General features: G+C 43.8%; 18 protein-coding genes. 16 read left to right on the top strand and 2 right to left on the bottom strand.

What is annotated here, in order from left to right; genetic code table 11:
- From AC0MXB_RS12725 to AC0MXB_RS12650, 16 genes are all read left to right on the top strand, one after another.
- A partial coding sequence (locus AC0MXB_RS12725; RefSeq protein ID WP_474040060.1) for an ABC transporter ATP-binding protein occupies window positions 1–615 on the top strand: 615 nt, incomplete at its 5' end.
- 67 nt (window positions 616–682) lie between these two features.
- Window positions 683–1,327, top strand: coding sequence for a CBS and ACT domain-containing protein (locus tag AC0MXB_RS12720; protein ID WP_474040059.1), 645 nt, complete (start codon window positions 683–685; stop codon window positions 1,325–1,327).
- Window positions 1,328–1,575: 248 nt separating this feature from the next.
- Entirely contained in the window at window positions 1,576–2,136 is a 561-nt protein-coding gene (locus AC0MXB_RS12715) for a helix-turn-helix domain-containing protein (RefSeq protein WP_474040058.1), read from the top strand.
- 12 nt (window positions 2,137–2,148) lie between these two features.
- Window positions 2,149–3,057, top strand: coding sequence for a glycyl-radical enzyme activating protein (locus tag AC0MXB_RS12710; RefSeq protein WP_474040057.1), 909 nt, complete (start codon window positions 2,149–2,151; stop codon window positions 3,055–3,057).
- A 5-nt stretch (window positions 3,058–3,062) separates the two neighbouring features.
- Window positions 3,063–5,438 (top strand): trans-4-hydroxy-L-proline dehydratase, encoded by a 2,376-nt coding sequence (hypD, locus tag AC0MXB_RS12705; RefSeq protein ID WP_474040056.1) that lies wholly within the window; start codon window positions 3,063–3,065, stop codon window positions 5,436–5,438.
- Between the two features lie 143 nt (window positions 5,439–5,581).
- The gene (locus tag AC0MXB_RS12700; RefSeq protein WP_474040055.1) at window positions 5,582–6,781 is read left to right on the top strand and encodes an MFS transporter; all 1,200 of its coding nucleotides are present in this window, start codon (window positions 5,582–5,584) and stop codon (window positions 6,779–6,781) included.
- Between the two features lie 34 nt (window positions 6,782–6,815).
- On the top strand, window positions 6,816–9,512 hold the full coding sequence (locus AC0MXB_RS12695) for a PAS domain-containing hybrid sensor histidine kinase/response regulator (protein WP_474040054.1): 2,697 nt from the start codon (window positions 6,816–6,818) through the stop codon (window positions 9,510–9,512).
- Window positions 9,513–9,603: 91 nt separating this feature from the next.
- A complete protein-coding gene (locus tag AC0MXB_RS12690; RefSeq protein WP_474040053.1) occupies window positions 9,604–10,185 on the top strand; it encodes a TetR/AcrR family transcriptional regulator in 582 nt (193 codons plus the stop codon).
- Window positions 10,186–10,217: 32 nt separating this feature from the next.
- The gene (locus tag AC0MXB_RS12685) at window positions 10,218–12,308 is read left to right on the top strand and encodes a chemotaxis protein CheW (RefSeq protein WP_474040052.1); all 2,091 of its coding nucleotides are present in this window, start codon (window positions 10,218–10,220) and stop codon (window positions 12,306–12,308) included.
- Window positions 12,309–12,329: 21 nt separating this feature from the next.
- Window positions 12,330–12,812: a chemotaxis protein CheW gene (locus AC0MXB_RS12680; protein WP_474040051.1), complete on the top strand. Its 483-nt coding sequence runs from the start codon at window positions 12,330–12,332 to the stop codon at window positions 12,810–12,812.
- A 38-nt stretch (window positions 12,813–12,850) separates the two neighbouring features.
- Window positions 12,851–15,058 (top strand): HAMP domain-containing methyl-accepting chemotaxis protein, encoded by a 2,208-nt coding sequence (locus AC0MXB_RS12675; RefSeq protein ID WP_474040050.1) that lies wholly within the window; start codon window positions 12,851–12,853, stop codon window positions 15,056–15,058.
- Between the two features lie 8 nt (window positions 15,059–15,066).
- Window positions 15,067–15,876: a CheR family methyltransferase gene (locus AC0MXB_RS12670; RefSeq protein WP_474040049.1), complete on the top strand. Its 810-nt coding sequence runs from the start codon at window positions 15,067–15,069 to the stop codon at window positions 15,874–15,876.
- A 12-nt stretch (window positions 15,877–15,888) separates the two neighbouring features.
- On the top strand, window positions 15,889–16,917 hold the full coding sequence (locus AC0MXB_RS12665) for a protein-glutamate methylesterase/protein-glutamine glutaminase (RefSeq protein WP_474040048.1): 1,029 nt from the start codon (window positions 15,889–15,891) through the stop codon (window positions 16,915–16,917).
- A gap of 43 nt (window positions 16,918–16,960) precedes the next feature.
- Window positions 16,961–17,365, top strand: a complete 405-nt coding sequence (locus AC0MXB_RS12660) for a response regulator (protein WP_474040047.1) — start codon at window positions 16,961–16,963, stop codon at window positions 17,363–17,365.
- A gap of 168 nt (window positions 17,366–17,533) precedes the next feature.
- A complete protein-coding gene (locus tag AC0MXB_RS12655) occupies window positions 17,534–19,234 on the top strand; it encodes an amidohydrolase (RefSeq protein ID WP_474040046.1) in 1,701 nt (566 codons plus the stop codon).
- Between the two features lie 172 nt (window positions 19,235–19,406).
- Entirely contained in the window at window positions 19,407–20,120 is a 714-nt protein-coding gene (locus AC0MXB_RS12650) for a class I SAM-dependent methyltransferase (RefSeq protein WP_474040045.1), read from the top strand.
- 2 nt (window positions 20,121–20,122) lie between these two features.
- On the opposite strand, the gene AC0MXB_RS12645 is transcribed toward AC0MXB_RS12650, so the two are convergent.
- The gene (locus AC0MXB_RS12645; protein ID WP_474040044.1) at window positions 20,123–21,040 is read right to left on the bottom strand and encodes a DMT family transporter; all 918 of its coding nucleotides are present in this window, start codon (window positions 21,038–21,040) and stop codon (window positions 20,123–20,125) included.
- Window positions 21,041–21,062: 22 nt separating this feature from the next.
- A complete protein-coding gene (locus tag AC0MXB_RS12640) occupies window positions 21,063–22,388 on the bottom strand; it encodes an amidohydrolase (RefSeq protein WP_474040043.1) in 1,326 nt (441 codons plus the stop codon).
- Between the last annotated feature and the right edge of the window lie 49 nt (window positions 22,389–22,437).

Genomic DNA, 22,437 nt, shown 5'->3' with positions numbered 1-22,437 from the left:
ACCTTAATCGGAGCGAACGGAGCGGGAAAGAGTACGACGCTGCGGACGATTTCGGGTCTGTTAAAGCCGAAAGAAGGATCGATCAACTTTGAAGGAAAAAATATAGCGGGAATGGCGGCCCCGGGCATTGTAAAGCTGGGGATTTCTCAGGTGCCGGAAGGTCGGCGAATTTTTGCGAATATGACTGTGTTAGAGAATATTGAGCTGGGAGCTTATATTCGCAGTGACAAAAAGGAAATTGCCGAAGATATGAAAATGGTCTTTGAGCGGTTTCCACGACTCAATGAAAGAAAGAGCCAGTTAGCAGGGACGTTATCAGGGGGCGAACAGCAGATGCTGGCCATGGGGCGCGCTTTAATGAGTCGTCCGCGGCTGCTGTTATTAGATGAACCAAGTATGGGACTTGCGCCGCTATTAGTAAAAGAAATATTTTCGATCATCCAAGAGATCAATAAGACAGGAACGACGGTTCTGCTTGTAGAACAGAATGCACATATGGCTTTATCGATTGCGCATCATGCTTATGTATTGGAAACAGGCAGAATCACACTGTCTGGTCCGGCGGCGGAACTAGCTGCTAGTGAAGAAGTCCGCAAGGCTTATCTCGGCGGCTAAAGACGAACCACATGGATTTGTTTTTGTATAGATTTAATTTGGCTATCAATCTTAAGGAGTGGTATTCATGTTTGTAGCAACTCGAATGACGGAAAGTCCAGTTACTGTTACACCGGATACACCTGTATTGGAAGCAAAAGAACTCATGAAAACTCATAAGTTTCGCCGTCTGCCTGTTGTAAGAGATGGAAAGCTCGTGGGGATTGTTACAGACCGTGACTTAAGGGAAGTATCGGCATCGCCAGCTACGACTTTATCAGTTCATGAACTCAACTACCTGCTTGCGAAGATGAAAATTTCCGACATTATGAAGAAAAATGTGCTTACAATTGCTGCTGATGCAACCATTGAAGAGGCAGCTCTGATTATGTACCGGGAAAAAATCGGCGGCCTTATTGTCGTGGATGTAAATGGAGCTGTTGTTGGTATTATTACGGAGACCGATATCTTCAAATGTTTTGTTGATGTAATGGGCTTAGCTGAAGGGAAAACTCGCCTGACTATTGGTGTACCAAATAAAGTCGGCGTACTTCATGAAATCACGGGAGTCTTTCAAGAGTTAGGGATTAATATTAGCAGCCTTGTTTTGTTAAATAGCGATGGCGGCGATGCGCAGGATATTATCCGCTTTGATGTAGATGATGTGACGACGCTTACAGCAAAACTAGAAGCAAAAGGTTATAAAGTACTGCATGTAGCAAAAATCGGCTAAGGGAAAAAGTACAAATAATACGTTGATAAGGCAGGATCTTTGGGAACTGGCGACAGGACCCCGAGATCTTGTTTTTCTTTTCGTTAGGGAGAGCAAAAAAGTGGCGTTTTCATTATAATGAAATACATTTATATTGTACTAAAAAACAGGTAGATTAAAATCCGATAAGTTGTTATAATGTAACAAGAATAAGTATCATACGAGTACAGCAATGAACTTATAATTTTAGAAAAAGTGAGAGTCATACTATGAATAAAGATATTGGAAAAAAAGTAAAAGAACTGCGTCTACAAAAAAAGTTAACATTAAAAGAACTCGGGGAAAAGACGACTCTTTCAATTGGTTTTTTATCACAGCTAGAACGGGGTTTAACAAATATTGCTACCGATTCGTTGCAGAAAATAGCGGAAGCTTTTGAGGTAGAACTTTCCTACTTTTTCAGTAGTCAAAACAGGACGCGCGGCTATGTTATGCGTAGTTATGAAAAAGAAGTTTTTCAAGTGATTAATTCGAAATTTATTCATTATCATCTTCACAATGGCCAAACTGGCAGTCAAATTCTGCCGCGCCTCATTGAACTTTTGCCAATTAATTCCGAGGAAGATATCAGCCAATACGCCCATGAAGGGGAAGAATTTATTTATGTGCTAGAAGGTACGCTGACTTTATTTATTAATGATGAGCAAATTGAATTGTTTCCAGGCGATAGCGCCCACTATAATTCTTCTACAGTTCATAATTGGGCAAATTATACAACCAAAATGGTGCGATTGCTTGTTGTGAGCTCACCAAACCCGTTTGCAGAATAAAAGAAGGTGGCAATGATGGTGCCAAAAGCGATGCTATTTAGCATACAAAAATTTTGTACTCATGATGGACCGGGGATTCGCACAACGCTCTTTTTTAAAGGGTGTCCGCTAAAGTGTCTCTGGTGCCACAATCCGGAGAGTCAATCGTATTCCCGGGAAATTTTATGGCAGCAAGACAAGTGCAGTGGTTGCGGCGCCTGTACTGCTGCTTGTCCGACCGGCGCATTGCAGCAAGCGAGCGGACATTTTAGCTATGATCCAAGTCGCTGCACCGATTGTGAAGCATGCCTTGATAGTTGCTGCTATGAAGCGAGGGATTTTGCCGGGAAGAGCTACAGCTTAACAGAGATTCTTAGTGAAATTGAAAAGGATCGTGCCTTTTATGAAGAATCAGGCGGCGGTGTTACTCTTTCGGGCGGCGAAGCTTTGCTGCAGTTTGCTTTTTGCCGAGAGCTGATTACCGCTTGCCAGCAGCGCGGTATTTCTGTAGCCATTGATACGTGCGGTCTTGTACCGTCAGAGCATTTGATTGAAATTGCACCAAAAGCCGCTGTTTTTCTTTACGATCTAAAATGTCTGGATTCTAGCTTGCATCGCCGCTATACAGGTAGTGGCAATGAACAAATTTTGGCAAACCTCAAGCTGCTTAGTCAATTAGGAGCGCCTTTATGGTTACGTTTGCCCCTCATTGCCGGTGTAAATGACAGTGAAGAACAGATGCTTGAAATCATTCGCTTTATTCAACCTCTGTCGATCGAGAAGGTTTTTCTTTTGCCTTATCATGCCATAGGCAAAGTTAAATATAAAAAATTAGGTAAGGTTTATGAAGGCGAGAATTTTACGGCGCCAAGCGAGGCTCATTTAAGCAACTTAGCCGCTTTGTTTCAGGCGGCTCATCAGACAGTACAGATTGGAGGATGAATCAGGTGGAAGAACGCGGGATGAATGACCGAGTAAGAAAATTGAGGAAACAAAGCGTAACAACAGTACCCACTTTATCGATTGAGCGGGCGGCCATTGTTACAAAGGCCTATGAGAAGTATTTAGGCGCAGTTTCTACTCCTGTCCTTAGGGCGCTTGTCTTTAAAGAACTTATGGCCCAGAAAACCCTCTGCATTAATGATGGGGAGTTGATTGTGGGGGAAAAAGGCGATCAGCCCCAGGCGTCGCCTACCTTTCCCGAACTTTGCTGTCATACCCTGGAAGACTTTTCCGTGATGGACGAACGGGAAAAAATCTTTTTTAAGGTAAGTGATGAAGCGAAACGTATTCAGGCTGATACGGTGATTCCGTTTTGGCAGAATCGGTCGATGCGTAAGAAGATTTTAGAACAAATGACGCCCCAGTGGCTGGCCGCTTATGAAAGCGGCATCTTTACCGAGTTTATGGAACAACGCGGTCCGGGACATACTGTAGCGGATGGTAAGATTTATCGCAAAGGCTTTCTCGACTTTAAAGCAGATATTGCCGCTGAACTGGAAAAAATCGATATTTTGAATGATCCCGAAGCGCTGCATAAAAAAGCGCAACTGGAAGCTATGGCTATTTGTTGTGATGCTATTATTCTTTATGGTAAACGCTATGAAGCTTATGCCAAGGAATTAGCTGCCAAGGAAAGTGATCCAGCTAAAAAAGCCGATTTTCTGCAGATTGCTGCCAATTGTGCTGTTGTGCCAGCTCATAAGCCCGAGACTTTTGCTCAGGCAATTCAAATGTACTGGTTTGTTCACATCGGTGTTACAACAGAAATTAACCCATGGGATGCACTGAGCCCCGGGCGACTTGACCAACACTTATATCCTTTCTATCAACAAGAACTTGCCGCAGGAACCATGACACGTGAACAGGCGAAAGAACTGCTAGAGTGCTTGTGGGTTAAATTTAATAATCAGCCAGCGCCGCCTAAGGTTGGCATTACGCTAAAAGAAAGCGGCACTTATACGGATTTTGTCAATTTGAATACAGGCGGCGTGCGCGAAGATGGCGCCGACGGCGTCAATGAAGTGTCTTATCTTATTTTAGAAACCATGGATGAAATGAAGCTGCTGCAGCCAAGTTCTAATGTTCAGATCAGTAAGAAAACGCCTGCAGATTTTTTACAGAAAGCCTGTGCCATTTCCCGTAAGGGCTGGGGGCAACCGGCCTTTTACAATACAGAGGCGATTATCGCTGAGTTGCTGCGCGCTGGTAAAGAGATTGTCGATGCGAGAGCTGGCGGCGCCAGCGGCTGTGTAGAGACCGGCGCGTTTGGTAAAGAGGCCTATATTTTGACAGGATATTTCAATTTGCCGAAGGTGCTTGAAGTTACATTGAACAATGGCTTTGACCCTATAGCAAACCGACAGATTGGCCTTAAGACCGGTGACGTCCGCGAATTTACTTCTTATGAGGAGCTTTTTGCCGCGTTTACGAAGCAACTGCATCATTTTGTTGATATTAAGGTGCAAGGAAATCACGTGATTGAAGCGCTTTATGCCAAATATTTGCCTGTTCCCTTCTTATCAGTTATTACGAGTGACTGTATCGCTGCAGGAAAAGACTATAATGAAGGTGGCGCCCGCTATAATACAAATTATATTCAAGGTGTTGGCATTGGCACAATTACTGATAGTTTGGCGGCTATTTCCCATCACGTTTTTGATAAGCACAGTTTTACGATGACGGAACTGCTGGAAGCTATGGCTGGCGATTTTGTTGGTTATGATCGGATTTACCATCTTATAGCGAACCGTTCGCCTAAATACGGCAATGATGATGACTATGCTGATTCAATTATGGTGCAAACCTTTAATGCCTTTCATGATGACGTGACAGGTCGGAAAACCCGCAAAGGCGGTTTATACCGAATTGATATGCTGCCAACAACCTGTCATGTTTACTTTGGTTCGGTTCTTGGCGCTATGCCTAACGGACGTAAGGCTTACAAACCCGTATCGGAAGGGATTTCGCCTGAGAAAGGCGCCGATCGCAAAGGGCCTACGGCGGTGATTAAATCGGCGGCAAAAATGGATCATATTAAGACAGGCGGAACTCTGTTAAATCAGAAGTTTACCCCTGCTGTAGTAAAAGGCGATGCAGGTCTTCATAGTATGGCCTCGCTAGTTCGAGCCTACTTCAATTTAGATGGTCATCACATTCAATTTAATGTCATTGACAGGGAAACGTTGCTGCAAGCGCAGCAGCGACCGGAAGAATATAAAGAATTGATTGTGCGTGTAGCTGGTTATAGTGATCACTTCCGTAATCTAGATAAAGCGCTGCAAGATGAAATTATTGCTAGAACGGAGCAGAACTTTGCTTAACAGTTATTTTTTATAATTTCAAGCTGGATTTACAAGGAGCAAACTGTTTTATAAAGTTTGCTCCTTGTATTTTCTTGTCGGATTTTTATATGTTACAATATAGAAGACGACGAAAACCGTTTAGCCGGATTTGGGGGATTTGGATGGTACTATGGCGTAAGAATTTGTGGGCGTTAGCTGTAGGCGTGGCTTTGTCAGGCTCTAGCTATACGATGTTAATTCCCTTTTTGCCGCTATATTTATTAGATATCGGCGTTGACAGCGCTGAGGTGAATTTGTGGTCAGGACTATTATTTTCTGTTACTTTTTTAGTAGCGGCGATTATGGCGCCTTACTGGGGAAGAAGAGCTGATAAGACAGGAAAACGCCGCATGGTATTGCGAGCTGGTTTTTGTCTGGCTATTGTTTATTTTATGGGCGCCTTTGTCCGAGGGCCGATTGATTTACTGATTGTCCGGATTTTGCAAGGCTTTGCGAACGGATTTGTACCGGCGGCTATGGCGATTGTAGCGGGGACAACGCCGCGCGACAAGCTTGGCTCTAGTATGGGAGTGATGCAGACAGCGCTGCTATGCGGCGGCATCATTGGCCCCTTACTAGGCGGATTTTTATCGCATTTTTTTGGAATGCGCATGTCCTTTGTCATTGCCGCTGTTATTATTTTTCTTGATACACTGTCGGTCGCTTTCTTAGTAACTGAGCCGTCGATGAGCAAGGCTCCGTCAGGCGGTACGATTCTTGATGATTTAAAAACGGCTGTAAGTAATCGACGGTTGCTCAAGGTTTTGGCTTTGCTGCTGTTAGTACAGATGGTGACCATGGTATTGCAGCCACTGTTGACTCTCTATGTGGTTGAGCTGCAAGGTAGTTTATCAGGCGCTGTGCTAACTTCCGGTATTGTTTATAGCCTTGCAGGTATTGCTGGCGCGATTGCCGCGCCGACTTGGGGGAAAATCGGTCAGAGAAGCGGCTTTTTGCGGGTATTATTTCTTACTTTTTGCGGCGCCGGTCTATTTAATGCGAGTCAGTTTTTTGCGGCAACCATTTATCAATTTGCTTGTCTGCAATTTTTATTTGGTTTGTTTGTTGTCGGTGTATTTCCGGCGATTAATACGATTGCCGTTACTTCAGCGCCGAAGGAATTTCAAGGTCGAATTTTTGGTCTAACGACTACGGCCAATCAACTGGGTTCCATGCTGGGACCGCTAGTAGGCGGTTTTTTAAGTTCTTGGGTAGGAATTCGTCCGGTCTTTTTATTTACAGGCGCTTTATTATTTACGATTGGCCTTGCTGTAGCTTGGCGTTACTTTCGCCGAAAAGTTGCGGTAAATTCAGGCGCTTAGCGAATTACTTTGCGGAGAGGAAAGGGAAGAAAAGATGCTGCATAATCAAGAAGGGGTCGCTCCAGATACTTTGTTTGCTGAGAAGAAGCACATTCAAGCCTTATTTGACGCTGCTGTTCCGGCGCTTGCTGTAATGAATGATAAAGGTGAACTTGTTTTTGTGAATCATAATTTTTTAACGTTGTTTCAAGTTGAAGCGGACGAGCAGATTATTGGCAGGCCTTTTTCCTCTCTGTTTGAAGCAGTAGAAGACGAAGTGGGGGAAACGGGCGAACAGCGCGAACAGACAGTTGCGTCACTGCTGCCAGAACTGGTGCAGAAACTTTTTACCCAAAATCGTCCATCCTATAATATTGAATTGAAGCTGCGGATTGAACGGCCTGGCTGTAAGAGTTCGCCCTGGCTTAGAATCAATATTACTGAACTAAAATGGAATGAACGGCAGGCTCTTGTTTCGATTGAGAATATTACGAAGCATAAGGAAATCGAAGCCGATTTGATGAAATACTGGAATTTGTATCTTACGTTTTTTGAGAATTTTCCGACACTAATCTGGCGTTCTGGGCCAGACGGACGATGTGATTATTTCAATAAGAGCTGGCTGGCTTTTACTGGCAAGAATCTCGAGGAGGAAAGAGGCGATGGGTGGAGCGCTGACATACATCCTGCTGATCGAGCCCGCTGTATTCTGACCTATCAGCGAAATTTTGCCGCGCGGCAGGATTTTGAAATCGAATACCGCCGCTTGCGCTATGATGGGGAGTATCGCTGGGTTCTCGATATGGGGAAACCCTTTCGCGGTCTTGATGGGGTTTTTGCTGGTTATATTGGCTCAGTTCATGATATTACGGAACGAAAAAATGCGACAGAAGGTTTAAAGCGCTATGAGCTTTTGGCGGAAAAGGCTAGTGACATCATTTTGTTCACTGACAGTCAAGGGCGGATTATTGATGCGAATAGTGCAGCCTTATCAGTGTACGGCTACAGCCGTGAAGAGCTTTTAGACAAAACTGTTTTTGATTTACGTCAGTCGAAACCAGCAGATTACGAAAAAATTCTTAAAGAAATTGAAGAGTCAGATCAACATGGGCTGCTATTTGAGGCGATACATTATAAGAAAAATGGCGAATCGTTTCCTATCGAAGTCAGTTCTCAGGGAACGGAGCTTAGCGGTCGCCGCATGATTGTCAGCATTATTCGTGATATTACGGAAAGACGTAAGGTTGAGCTGATGAAACAGAAGGCGATTGCGGCCGAAACGGCAGCCAACCGGGCTAAAAGCGAATTTTTAGCTAATATGAGTCATGAAATTCGCACTCCCTTAAATGGAATTTTGGGGATGATTGAACTGACCCTATTAGGAAATCCCAGTGCCGACCAAAAAGAAAATTTGACCATTGCGAAGACTTGTGCAAATTCTTTGCTCAAAATTATTGATGATGTTCTTGATTTTTCTAAAATGGAAGCAGGTAAAGTTACGTTAGAAAACGTGAACTTTTCGGTTCGCGATACCTTTGAAAGTGTGATTAAGGCCCATGGAGCCCGGGCCGAAAGTAAGGGATTGTCCCTTTACTATCAGTTTGCGGCAAATTTACCGCAGACCCTTAGGGGAGATCCCCATCGGTTGCAACAAGTTCTCAATAACCTTTTGGGGAATGCAATTAAGTTTACAGAACAAGGGAAAATTACTGTAACAGCGGAATGTAAAAACCTCGATATAGATCAGTGCAATTTGCTTGTTACCGTAACTGATAGCGGGATCGGTATTTCGGCGGAAGAACAAAAGCTATTGTTTCAAAGCTTTTCGCAGGTTGACGGCTCTCATACGCGTAAGTACGGCGGCACCGGTTTGGGACTCGCTATATCGAAACAGCTTGTCGAGCTTATGGGGGGAACCATTACGGTAGAAAGTGCGAAAGGACAAGGCAGTACCTTTTCTTTTCATATTCCCTGCATTCGTTCCGAACAGGCAGTGGTAGTGGAGGAGCCGCAGCGGTCTAAAACGAAGCGAGCTTTAACCATACTGTTAGCCGAAGATAATTTACAGAATCAGATTGTTTTAAAGCTGATTCTCAATGAGCTAGGACATCAAGTCATTGTGGCAGGAAATGGTTTGGAGGCTTTACAGCGCCGTAAAGAAGGAAATTTTGATGCTATTTTGATGGATATTCAAATGCCGGAAATGGATGGCATGGAGGCGACTCTGGCGATTCGAGCCTATGAAACGGAACAAGAAATACCGGCTGTCCCCATTATTGCTTTAACAGCTCATGCGCTGCAAGGCGATAAAGAACGATTTCTTGCCCTAGGGATGGATGAGTATTTGGCGAAACCCGTATCAATGGAGCGGCTGGAAATGATTTTATCAGATCTGGCGGAATCAAGTGCTTTGTTGTGGCGCGAGAAACGGCTTAGGGAACAGCACGAGCCGAAAGTGAAGTTATCGCAAGAACAAGTCCAGCAAATTTTGTATGATTTGTTTGAGGCAATTGACCAACTACAGTCGCTGTTGGCCTCGGGAAATATAGATCGTTTAGAAGCGGCCGCCGACCAAATTCGTCACAGTGCTGACAAAGGCAGATTTGAAACAGTTCGCAGCCTTGCTTTTAAAATTGCCTTAGCAATTCGGCGTGGCTTATTTAGCGATATTCCACCGTTAATTGGCACGATGGAAGAAGATCTGCGCAATTTCATGAAGGTGCGCAATTTTGTCGAAAAAAGAAATAAATAATAGAAAAATATCATAAAAAGTATTGACACTTTTTGCAAGATTCGCTACTATTGAAAGTAGGTAAGTTAGGACTAACCTTCTAGAGGTGCCTATGAATGATGTGACGGAAAGAGTAAGCCGCCGGGATAAAATCATACAAGCGGCTGTGGCGCTGTTTGAGGAAGCGGGGACCAACGGACTTACTACGAAAGAAATTGCTAGAAGGCAGGCTGTGACAGAACCTGTAATCTACAAATACTTTTCTGGCAAAAAAGCAATTATTGCTGAACTGTTGAAGTGCTGTCGGACTTTTGATGAGCAAATCGAAGAAGCACTACAGGCAGAGGGACTGCGAGGTAAGAAGGGAATTTTTTATGTCATGGAACAGTATGGTCAGACCTATGAAAAAACGCCTTATCTAAGTACCATACTTTTTTCTTTTGACTTGTTTCGCTATGACAGCGATTTAAAAGAAAACATCGATCAACTGATAGCGAAACGTCAAGTTCTCTTCCAGAATCTTGTTACGCAGGCAGCAGCCAGGAATGAAATGGTAATTCCCATGACTTCCCAGGCTGCTGCTGATTTGTTTTTAGGGACTCTTTATGCTGGTACGTTGCGATGGAATTTGGAAGAACGTCGCTTTAATCTGGCAGAATGGCTTAGAGCAAGTATAGCTGTTTTGTTTCATTAAACGATGGTTTCTTGAGAAAAGAGGCGATGAGAATGGCGGATGATGATATAGGCCGCGAGCCGATGCTTGAAATGTATTTATTTGAATCAAGCCAACTAACGGAACAGCTCGAAGAAATAATTCTCCGTTGTGAGAAGGAAGCTCATTTTACAGAAGAAGCTATCAATGAAATTTTTCGTATCATGCATACCATTAAGGGATCTTCAGCGATGATGCTATTTAATGATGTTTCGCGGTTAGCGCATTCTTTGGAAGATCTGTTCTTTTTTATTCGTAAAAATCCTAATATTCAAATTAATTATGATGCTATATCAGATTTAGTGCTTACTGGCCTAGACTTTATCAAAGAGGAAACTGGAAAAATTGCCAGCGGCGAGAAAGCCGATGGTGTAGCAGACGGATTGATTACCAATAATAAGGCTTTTTTGGAAACCATGAAAGCTGGCAGTAATAGTTACGAAACCCCGATTGCGCCAAAAGAAGAAAAACAGCCCATGTATTATATTAGCGCTTATCCAGCGAAGGGACTGCCTGATAGCCAAAAGTATACTGTCCGTATTTTTTTTGAAGAAGATTGCCAGATGGAAAATGTACGAGCCTATATGATTGTTCATAATCTCAAAGAGTGTGTCTCTGAACTGTATCATATTCCGGCTGAAATTGTCGATAAGCCGGAAAGTGCCGAAATCATTCATGATAATGGTTTTTTACTTTGTTTTTCTACGACAGCGCCGCAGGGAGAAATTGAAAGTCTCTTAAGTCAAACCGCTTTTATGCGAAAAATTGAGCTGAATTTAGTAGATCATTATCCACCGGAAATTACTGCTTTAATAGAGCCAAAACCGGTAATTCAGCTTGATGATAGAATATCGGAAGAACCGGAAAAGCCGGAAAAAGCAGCGAAAACCGTTCCTGTAAGTCAGGAAGATCGCAGTGAAAAAGAAGGTACAGCCAGACAGCAGAATATGATCAGCGTTGCTGTAAATAAACTTGATATGCTAATGGATATTGTTGGCGAAATTGTCATTTCTGAAGCAATGGTCATCAAAAATCCTGACTTAGCGGGATTGTCACTGGACCATTTCAATAAAGCCGCCAGGCAATTGCGTAAATTAACGGATGAATTGCAAGATGTAGTCATGTCGATTCGCATGGTGCCTGTTTCACTTGTGTTTCATAAAATGAACCGAATTGTGCGTGATATGAGTAAGCGCTTGGGAAAAGACGTTGACTTGGAGATTCTTGGTGAGACAACAGAAGTTGATAAAAATATTATTGACCACTTATCAGATCCCTTGATGCATTTGATTCGCAATGCCATGGACCACGGGTTGGAAAATCCGGCAGAACGTTTGGCGGCAGGTAAAAATGAGCAAGGCCGCTTGACGTTAGAAGCCAAAAATGTCGGCGGCGAAGTGTGGATTATGGTGCGTGACGATGGTAAAGGGATGAGCCGGGAAAAAATATTGAAAAAGGCTAAGGAACAGGGCTTAGTAAATCGGCCTGATCAAGAGATGAGTGATAAAGAGGTTTTTTCCCTGATTCTGTTGCCCGGTTTTTCGACCAAAGAACAGGTGACTGAATTCTCGGGTCGCGGCGTCGGGATGGATGTGGTGACCAAGAATATTGAAAAAATTGGTGGTTCCATAACGATTGAAAGCGAGTTTGGTCGGGGAAGTGAAATTACAGTAAAAATTCCGTTGACTCTAGCAATAATTAACGGGATTGAGATTGGCGTTGGCAAGGCTCGCTATACAATTGCTACGACCGCGATTAAAGAATCGTTTCGACCTGATCCTGAAGCAGTGATTTGTGATGCTTCTGGCCATGAACTCATTATGATTCGCGGTCAATGTTATCCGGTACTTAGGCTTCATAGTCTGTTTAAACGGCACGATGCGCTTACGGAGTTGACTGAGGGAATTATGATTATGATTGAAAATGATACGAAAGCAGCTTGTCTATTTGCCGATAAACTGATTGGTGAGCAGCAGGTTGTTGTGAAAGCATTGCCGCGTTATTTAAAAAAGGTACGAGGGATTGCTGGCTGTACAATTCTTGGCGATGGCGGCATCAGCCTAATTTTAGACAGCAATGAAATTTTGACAGAATATCTAACTTGAAGGAGAGGATGTGAAAAATGTATGACCGACAGCGAAGAGCTCACTTGGGAAGATACGCAACAAGGCAAATATTTGACTTTTTTAATTGGCAAGGAAGAGTATGGTTTTGAGATTAAATATGTGACAGAAATCATTGGAATTCAAGAGATTACCGAGGTACCTGAACTACCTGATTACTTAAAAGGAATTATTAATTTACGCGGCAAGATTATTCCGGTTATGGATGTAAGACTTCGGTTCAAAAAGGAACCTTGTGCCTATCATGACCGCACCTGTATCATCGTTATCGATATCCAGGGAGTTTCGATCGGACTAATTGTTGATCATGTTTCCGAGGTGGCGGAAATTGCCGCTGATCAAATTGTGACACCACCAACGACAAAAACAGGATTTCATAACCGCTATATTAAGGGGATTGGAAAAAGCGGCAATGGAGTAAAGCTTTTGCTTGATTGCGACAAACTGTTAAATAATGACGAGATCAGCGCACTGCAAGAATTGTAAAAGCATTACAGTTTAAGAGAAAAGAGGGAGGCTTTTATATGCAATGGTTTTATAATTTAAAAATTATGCCCAAACTGCTCATTGCCTTTATTACAGTGGCCTTACTAACAGTTGTTGTTGGTTCTTTTAGTATTTATAAGATTACTGAACTCGATAACCGCAATACCTTTATGTATGAGAAGCAAACGGTACCGATTGCTACGCTGCAGGATATGACCCGGGTTTTTCAACAGATACGAAATGATTTGCTTGAACTTACTTTAGTTGAGACGCCGGAAGCGAGAAGTGAACTGTTAAAACGAATTGCCGCAGCAAAAGGGGAAATGAGTAAATATGCTGACGAAGTAGGAGCTACAATTGTTTCAGCGGAGATTCGGGCGCAATATGACAAGTACCTTCAGGCTCGTAAAGATTACGCTCTTTATGTTGAAAAGATAACAAATCTAGTGATGAGCGGCAATTCTGCTGCAGCTAGAGCCTTTATGAATGGCGAGGGAGCTAAGGTTCAACAGCAATATCAAGACGAACTTGATAAATTAGCTGATATGAAGGTGGCATCTGCTAAGAAAAATGCTGACTTAAACGCTTATGAGGCGCGCCAAGCTGTTACGATGGTTACAGCGTTGGTAGCTGCCATCGCAATTCTAGCTGTTGTATTTGGCTGGTTTATATCTAGAAGCATTAGTAGACCTGTTAATCAGCTTGTGGAAAATGCCAAGCTGTTAGCGCAGGGAAATATTGGTGTACATATTCAAAATGATTACAATGATGAAGTGGGAATTTTAGCTAAGGCCCTAAATGCGTTGGCAGAGCATGTTAGGCAGGCTGCTGCTACGGCGGAACGGATTGCTGCTGGTGATTTGTCAGCGCAAGTCGTTGTTCGTTCGCCAGATGACGTGTTAGGCAAAAGTCTTAAAAATTGTACCGATAATATTGCCGCTTTAGCTACTGACGCGAACTTTCTTGTGGGAGCAGCTCTAGCTGGACGTTTGTCGACACGAGCTGACAGTATGAAGCATCAGGGCGAGTATCGGCGTATTGTTGATGGGGTAAATCAGACGATTGATGCTATTGTAGCGCCAGTCGAAGAAGCGGCAGCTGTCTTGAAAGAAATGGCGGAAGGAAATCTTTCAATTCGGGTGACCGGGGAATATCAGGGAGATCACGCCGAGATCAAAACAGCCCTAAATACGACGCTTGATGCGATTTCTGGTTATGTCGAGGAAATTTCCCGCATATTAAGTAAGATGTCGAATTCCAATTTGGATGTGGTCATTTATAACGAATATAAAGGGGATTTTGCACAGATTAAAACAGCTTTAAATTCAATTATCAATTCCTTTAATGAAGTGTTTAGTGATATTAATCACGCCTCTGATCAGGTTGCTTCCGGGTCACGCCAAGTTTCTGACGGCAGTCAGGCTTTATCACAAGGAGCAACTGAACAGGCTAGCGCTGTGGAAGAACTGACCGTATCAATTGGACAAGTGGCTAGTCAAACGAAAGACAATGCCCTTAATGCCAATAAAGCCAATGAATTATCCCTAAAAGCCAAAGAACATGCTGATGAAGGCAATCAACATATGCGGCTTATGTTGAAGTCTATGGAAGAAATTAATGAATCGTCAGCCAAGATTTCTAAAATTATTAAAGTAATTGATGAAATTGCTTTCCAGACGAATATTCTGGCCCTAAATGCAGCAGTCGAAGCGGCTAGAGCGGGACAACATGGCAAGGGATTTGCTGTTGTAGCAGAAGAAGTACGCAACTTGGCGGCTAGAAGCGCCAATGCTGCGAAGGAAACGACGGAACTTATTGAAGGATCTGTGAAAAATGTAGATGATGGTACGCAAACAGCCAATGATACGGCTCGTGCTTTGGAAGAAATTATTGATGACGTAGCTAATGTGGCCGGACTTGTAGGCGATATAGCTGCCGCCTCAAACGAACAGGCTACGGCGATTGCCCAAATTAACAAAGGAATTGAACAAGTATCACAGGTTGTACAGACTAATTCTGCGACAGCCGAAGAAAGCGCTGCCGCTAGCGAAGAATTATCAGGGCAGGCTGAATTGTTAAAAGGTATGATTGCTAAATTTCACCTAAAAGGTCATGATGGCGCCTCATTTCATAAGATGACGCCCGAAATAAGTTCTTACGAAATGAAATCAGTAAAACCGGCGAAAGGCGGCGGGGTACAGAAGCCACGCATTGCCTTGAGCGACCATGAATTCGGGAAATACTAGGTGGGATCATGTTAGTCATCGGCGATAAGGAATTTAAGGCGTTGACAGATTATATTCAAAGTGAGTATGGGATTAATCTTACGAAAAAACGCAACTTAATTGAAGGCCGTTTAAGCAGTATGCTGCTGGAAAAAGGTTTTACCAGTTTTCGGGACTATCTCGAAGCACTGTTTCGCGATCCGACAAAACGAGAGCTAACGGAACTTGTCAATCGAGTTACGACAAACCATACCTTTTTTATGCGGGAAATCAGCCATTTTGAATATTTTCAAAAGCAGGTACTGCCTTATCTGGCGTCAGTTGTAAAAAATAAAGATTTGCGTATTTGGAGCGCCGGTTGTTCCAGCGGCGAAGAACCTTATACTCTAGCTATGCTCTTAGCTGACTTTTTTGCCGAAGAGAAGTATCAATGGAATCGACAATTGTTGGCTACGGATATTTCGGTTCAAGTTCTCGAACAGGCCGAACAAGGTCTTTACGACATCGATGCGGTGCAGCAAATTCCTGCTAGTTGGCGGCTCAATTATTTTGAAAAAGTCAATCGCGACGCTTTTCAAATTGTTAAAGAATTACGGCGGGAAGTTGTATTTCGTCTGTTTAATTTGATGGATCCCTTTCCTTTCCGTAAAAAATTTCATGTTATTTTTTGTCGTAATGTAATGATTTATTTTGACCAAGCAACCAAAAATGAGCTCGTACGTAAATTTTACGAGGCGACAGAATCAGGCGGTTACTTGTTTATTGGCCATTCTGAGTCGCTTTCTCGCCAAGATACGCACTATAAATATATTATGCCTGCCGTTTACCGGAAGGAATAGGAGGCGAAGGCTGTGGCGAAACGGGTAAAGGTCTTAGTTATTGATGACTCTCTCGTATTTCGCGAAACGATCGCTAGGGGGATTGGCGCTGATGCTGGTATTGAAGTCGTTGGTACGGCCGCCGATGTTTTTATTGCCAGAGACAAAATTTTGGCCTTGGAGCCTGATGTATTAGCTCTGGACGTAGAGATGCCGAAGATGAATGGCATTGAATTTCTAAAGCGTCTGATGCCGCAATATCCTTTGCCTGTTGTCGTTGTTAGTTCGGTGAGTGAGCATGTTTTTGACGCCTTGGCCGCTGGAGCTGTTGATTTTGTGACAAAACCTGACGGGAAAAGTTCTCAGAGCCTGCCTGCGTTTATTCGTGAGCTGATTCTAAAAGTTAAAATTGCTTCTACGGCTAAAGTAGGGCCGCGGCATGACCTGTTTAGTACGCCGGTAAATGCTATGACTAGCGGCGACTGTCGCCTAATTGCTATTGGCGCTTCGACTGGCGGGACAGAGGCTATCTATGAGATTATTCATGCCTTGCCTGAGCGGATGCCTGGTATTGTAATTGTACAGCATATGCCTCCTGTATTTACGGCTATGTACGCCAAACGGCTTGATAGCGCTTGTGCTTTAAATGTGAAGGAAGCAGAGGCCGGGGATGAAATTGTTCCAGGACAAGTTCTCATTGCGCCAGGCGGTGAACGTCATATGCAGGTCGTTCGGCAGCAAGGTAGCTATCGGATTGCTTTTTCACGGACGCCCAAGGTAAATGGCCATTGTCCTTCTGTCGATATGCTTTTTTTGTCTGTTGCCGAAGCCGTCGGTAGCGCTGCTATTGGTGTGATTCTCACTGGAATGGGCTATGACGGTGCTAAAGGCTTGTTTGAAATGAAACAGTTTGGCGCGATGACAATCGGGCAAGATGAGAGAACATCTGTTGTCTATGGAATGCCAAAAGCAGCTTATGACATTGGTGCTGTAAGTCGACAAGCACCACTGGGACAGATTCCGCAACTGCTGGTGAATGCAGCGGCGAAACGGTCGTCTTAAAGTGTGTGAGCTTGAATTTCCGAGGAGAAAGGTTGCGTTAAAATTGCGGATTTTGATTGCAGAAGACGATTTGGCCAGTCGCATTTTTATGAGTAAACTATTAGCCCGATACGGTGAGTGTGATACCGTTGTCGACGGGTTTGAAGTACTTGACGCTTTCTTATTAGCGCTAAAGGAGCGTAAGCCTTATGATTTGCTTTGTCTTGATATTATGATGCCAAAGCTTGATGGCCTGAAAGCGCTTCGGGCGATTCGGGAAATTGAGCGGCAAAATGAGTTTTTAACTACCCCTCATAAAACGAAGGTGATTATTACAACTGCGCTGAATGACAGAAAAACTATTTTGAGCGCGCAAGAAGCCGACTGTGCGGCCTTTGCCTGGAAACCCATTGACGTTGAGAAATTTTTTCAAGTCATGGAGCATTTAGGACTGACAGCTGCTCATTAAAAAGTCTAGCGGCGAAGCTGTTTTCTCGAAAGAAAATTCACTGTATGTTGTGGCGGTCTTTTACTAAGTCACAATATATAGTTGAAATTTCTCTTAAGAAGACAGCTTTTTTTTGTTATAATAGGACATACACAATTTGCCGTTTGCAGGAAAAGGAGGCTGTTAAGTATGACAACAATTCTGCAGGCTGATACACTTCTCCTAAACGGCTTGATCTATACAGCTGATGGAAAAGACTCGATGAGCGAAGCTGTTGCTATAGCCGGACAACGTTTGATTTTTGTCGGTACAAATGAAGCTGCGACTGCTTACAAGGGGCCGGATACAAAAGTCATTGACTTACAAGGAAAATTTGTGATTCCTGGCATGAGCGATACGCATCTTCATCCGCCAGGATTGTCCTTGCTTGAGCTTTATGAAGTGCAGCTTCACGCTTGCCATAGTATAGAGGAATATATTGCAGCTGTAACTGTTTTTCGGGATAAGCAGCCTAAGATGAAAGCAATTTATGGCCGCGGCTGGTCTTGGGGAGATTTGTCAGGGGAGGAACTGGCAAAAGGGCCGCGCAAGGAATATCTTGATGCTGTCAGTCGTGATCGTCCGATTATTCTTAGAGCTCATGATGGACATACTTTATGGCTGAACTCGAAGGCCTTTGAGGTCTATGGCATTACTGAGGCGACGGTAGCGCCGGAAGGCGGTCTCATTGAACGAGATCCTGTAACAGGCCAGCTTTGGGGAACGCTGAAAGAAAGTGCCATGAGACTCGTTGCCTTGCCTGAGTATACTTTGGATCAGTATAAGATCGCCTTAAAAGCCTTTCAGCAAAAAATGCATCGTTTGGGGATTACGAGTATTCTTGCCTTATCGAGTCAAGTTTTTGAAACAATTTTTACGGCTTTTCAAGATATGGAAGCCAATGGCGAGCTTCTGCTGCATGTTCGTGGTGCTGCTACAATTAGGGCGGAAGAAGATCTTGCCTTGCAGCTTGGCGTTATTTCTGACTGGCAGCAACGGTTTCGATCGGAGCATTTGGCAGTGACAACCGCCAAGTTTTTTACTGATGGAGTAGTAGAAGGTCGGACGAGTTGTCTTTTAACGCCTTATGAACAGAAATATGATACTGAGGAGCCTGATTACGGTCGCTTTTTATGGGATAAGGAGGCTTTGTTTCAGGCCTTTTATGCGGCAAATCAGCGGGGTCTGCAAATTCACGTTCATTCCACAGGCGATCGATCCACCCAGTTTGTTCTTGATGCCTTGGCGAAGGTACGGCAGGAATTAGGAAAAACTGATTGCCGCAATACAATTACTCATTTGCAGTTAGTGGCAGCCGCCGATATCGCTCGCTTTAAGGAACTTGACGTAATTGCCAGCGTTCAACCTTATTGGCACTTTAAAGGACCCAATTGGTGGGAAAAAGTCGATTATCAGCTGCTAGGAAGTCGGGCGGAACAGGAGTTTCCGCTGCAGAGCTTTTTTGCTGCTGGTGTTACAGTGGCTTCTTCTTCGGATTATCCGGCGACTCTGTTACCGAATCCGCTTCAGGCTATTGATATTGGTGTAACGCGCAATATCGATAATGGCGTACTGCATGGTGTTGCCGATATTAGCGACGCTGATGCACCTGACTATTTGTTAAATCGTCAGGAAAGAGCTTCGGTGCGCAATATGATTCGCAGCTTTACTATTAACGGTGCTTATCTGCTCTTTTTGGAAGACAAAATTGGTTCCATTGAAGTAGGTAAGCAGGCTGATTTGGTTGTACTTGATCACAATCTATTTACAATGGCTCCGACCGAAATTGATAAAGTGAAAGTTGTAATGACCTTTTTCGGCGGCAAAATTGTCTATTCCTTGGAAGAATAGAAGACATTTTCGGTCTTGAAAATAAACAAGCTGTCTCGTCACTTCTTTTTGTTGCTAAAAAGAAGACGGGACAGCTTGTTTTGTTATTGCATAAGTAAAAATTTTACAAATAAAGCATAGTATGATATTCTTTATATGGAAAAAAATGTAATTTTAAAAGGGGCGGAATGCTGTGTTAAAAAAGCTTAACGAGGAAAGTGTCAAAACCTTTAATCAAGACTATGTAACAGAAGCGACTTGGCAGATGGTAGTGTCAGCTATTGAACAGCAGTGGGGAAATAAAGAATTCTCTTTTGCTGATTTAGGCGGTGGCAATGGACTTTTTACGGATCGTATTTTGGCGGCTTTTCCCCAAGCTAGCGGGACTCTTATTGATAATTCGCCCTACTTAATCAAAGAAAATCGGCCTCATGAGCGAAAAAGGCTGATTTTTGACTCCATAGAACAGGCTCCCCGCCATATACAATCAGTCGATATTGTTTTTTGCAACTGGTTGCTTCATCACTTAGTAGCTGATTCTTATCAGGCTACGCGCCAAAATATCGTGGCAGCCCTTCGCTTAGGCAAAGGGTTACTGGCAAAAGACGGGCGAATGTCTATTTTTGAAAATCTCTATGAGGGGATTTTGTTCCATAACCTTCCCAGCCACTTAATTTTTTCGCTCACTTCTCAGACAAAGCTGGCTCCGTTGTTACGCCGATTTGGTGCCAATACAGCTGGTTGCGGCGTTTGCTTTTTATCGAAACCGGAGTGGCGTCAGACTCTTAAGCAAAGTGGTCTTATGATCGAGAGGGTTCAAGAAGATGAGCCTTGGGATTTTTCCTTGGGCAAAAGAGCATTGCTTCATATCAAATCAGTGCGAGTGGGGCATTTTTGGTGTAAGTAGACTTATGCTTTGGAAGAACTATGGGAATGGTTTAATTTTTCTTTAAAGTGAAAAACCTTTAGCTGCGAAATGAGCATGCCAGCAAACATAAGGGCGCACCCAATCCATTCCGTAAAGCCCAATTTTTCATCTAAAATCAGATAGCCGCCAAGTGTTGCAAATACGGTTTCCATGCTGAGAATAATTGCGGCATGACTGGGAGAGGCTCCCTTTTGGCCGACAATCTGCAGCGTATAAGCAATGCCAACTGAGCAGACGCCACCGTAGAGAAGAGGGACCGCTGCGCCTTGAATGCCAGAGACAGTAATATTCTCAAGGAACAAGGCGGCAAGAAGACTGAACAGTGAGCAGGTGGAAAATTGTACAAAGGCCAGTTTTACTGTGTCAATATGACCAGCATAACGATCAATTAGCAGGATATGGCAGGACCAGAAGAGGGCGCCGATTAGAACGAGAAAATCGCCAGGTGAAATAGTCAAGGTTTCTTTAACGCAGAGAAAATACAAGCCAAAGGCTGCCAGGGCGGTACCGAGCCATGTATTGATTGTCGTTGCTTGTTTCAGGAAGATGCCGAGAATAGGCACAAGAACAATATAGAGACAGGTAACAAAGGCGGCCTTGCCTGCAGTAGTATAGAGCAGGCCGATCTGTTGCAGCGAAGCGGCTGGAAAGAGAATACAGCCAGCTAAGAGCCCAATTTTTACAGCGCTTGGTTTCGTAATTTTTGTGCCTGATTTTTCAGCTGTCACAGACTCGTTTTTGGGTAGGAACAACAGGAGTGGAATTAACGAGAGCGCTCCCAGAGCAAAACGAATACCATTAAAGGTGTAAGGACCGACATGATCCATGCCGACGCGTTGGGCTACGAAGGCAAAGCCCCAAATCAAGGCGGCTAGGAGTAAAAACATATTGGATTTCATAATTGTTGTAAATTCCTTTCTGTTAGTCACCGGAGTTCTTTTTTTCAATGGAATTCATAAAAGTAAGATAGCTTTCTTTCGTCATGGCCGGTTTATAAGCAGCCAGACAATTTTCGATAGTTTCCCCTTGATTATAGAGAAGGTCGATAATTGTCATAGCCATGGCTTTCGCTGGCATAAGATAAGCCATCTCCCGATCGGTTACAGCAAAATCTCGAGCATGAGCTTGCCCTTTTACGCCGCTGACCCAAGGATGAATGACTGGTATGAGATGTGACAAATCACCCATATCGGTGCTTGCGGCATGATGTGTCAGCGAATGAACGTGCTCCGCGCCGATGAGGCAAGCGGCATTGGTCTGAAATAGTTTTGTTAAATCAGGGTCATTAATGAGTGGCAGAAAGCCAGGAAGATCTGTAATTTCTACCTGAGCCCCCACAGCCATAGCGCCTGCTTGTAGCGCTCTGTCGACTTTTTTGTTCGCGTCAAGCATGGCAGGTAGGGTTTTGGCACGTACATAGCTTTCTAAGCGCACATCAGAAGGGATTACGTTTACTAAATCGCCACCCTTGGTAAAGATAGGATGAAACCGTACATGATCCTCATCACGGAACGTTTCTCTTTGGGCATGAACCGCTGTTAGTGCAATCAAAGCAGCATTTAAGGCGTTAATACCTTCTTCAGGCGCACCGGCCGCATGGGCTTCGCGGCCAATAAACCGAATCATTTTGCCAATAAAGCCATTGCTTGATCCGCCGACGCAAATATTGCGACCTTCATCACTTGTTGTAGTTAAATGCATCATCATAGCCATATCAATATCATCAAAAGCGCCAAGACGGATGAGCTCGGCTTTGCCGCCTAAATAGCCGATTTTTCCTTCACGTCGCAAGCGGTTGCGATATTCAATTTCTACATATTCTTCCGCCGGAACGGCAAAGGGAACCACATCGCCGTCTAACTCAGCCATAATACCTGATGCCTTAAGACCTATTGCCACAGCAGCCATCGCGGCAACTTGGGCATGATGGCCGCAGGCGTGAGCCGCGCCTGTCTGGGGATCTGAGAGGGGGTGATCGAAACAGGTGACGGCATCAAGTTCGCCGAGAACAGCTATCTTTCGTTTGGAGCTTTTACCTGTAAGGAGTCCCTTTACGCCAGTCAGCGCTAGACCTGTTTTATGTGGAATTGAAAATTTCGTAAAAAGTTCGGCAACCTTGCCAGACGTCTTGGTTTCTTTAAAGCCCATTTCAGGCTCTGTCGCAATTGATTCAGCCAGAGAATAGATTATTTCTTTATGTTCGTCAATACTTTGACAGACTTTTTTCTTTAATTCTTCCTGTGACATGAAAATCATCTCCTGAAAATGTTTGTTTGCAATTGACAAATGTTTCTTC

It is taken from the genome of Pelorhabdus sp. sgz311001, assembly GCF_055901755.1.
The sequence above is the reverse complement of the archived record's forward strand: the minus strand, read 5'-3'. Positions and strand labels throughout refer to the sequence as shown.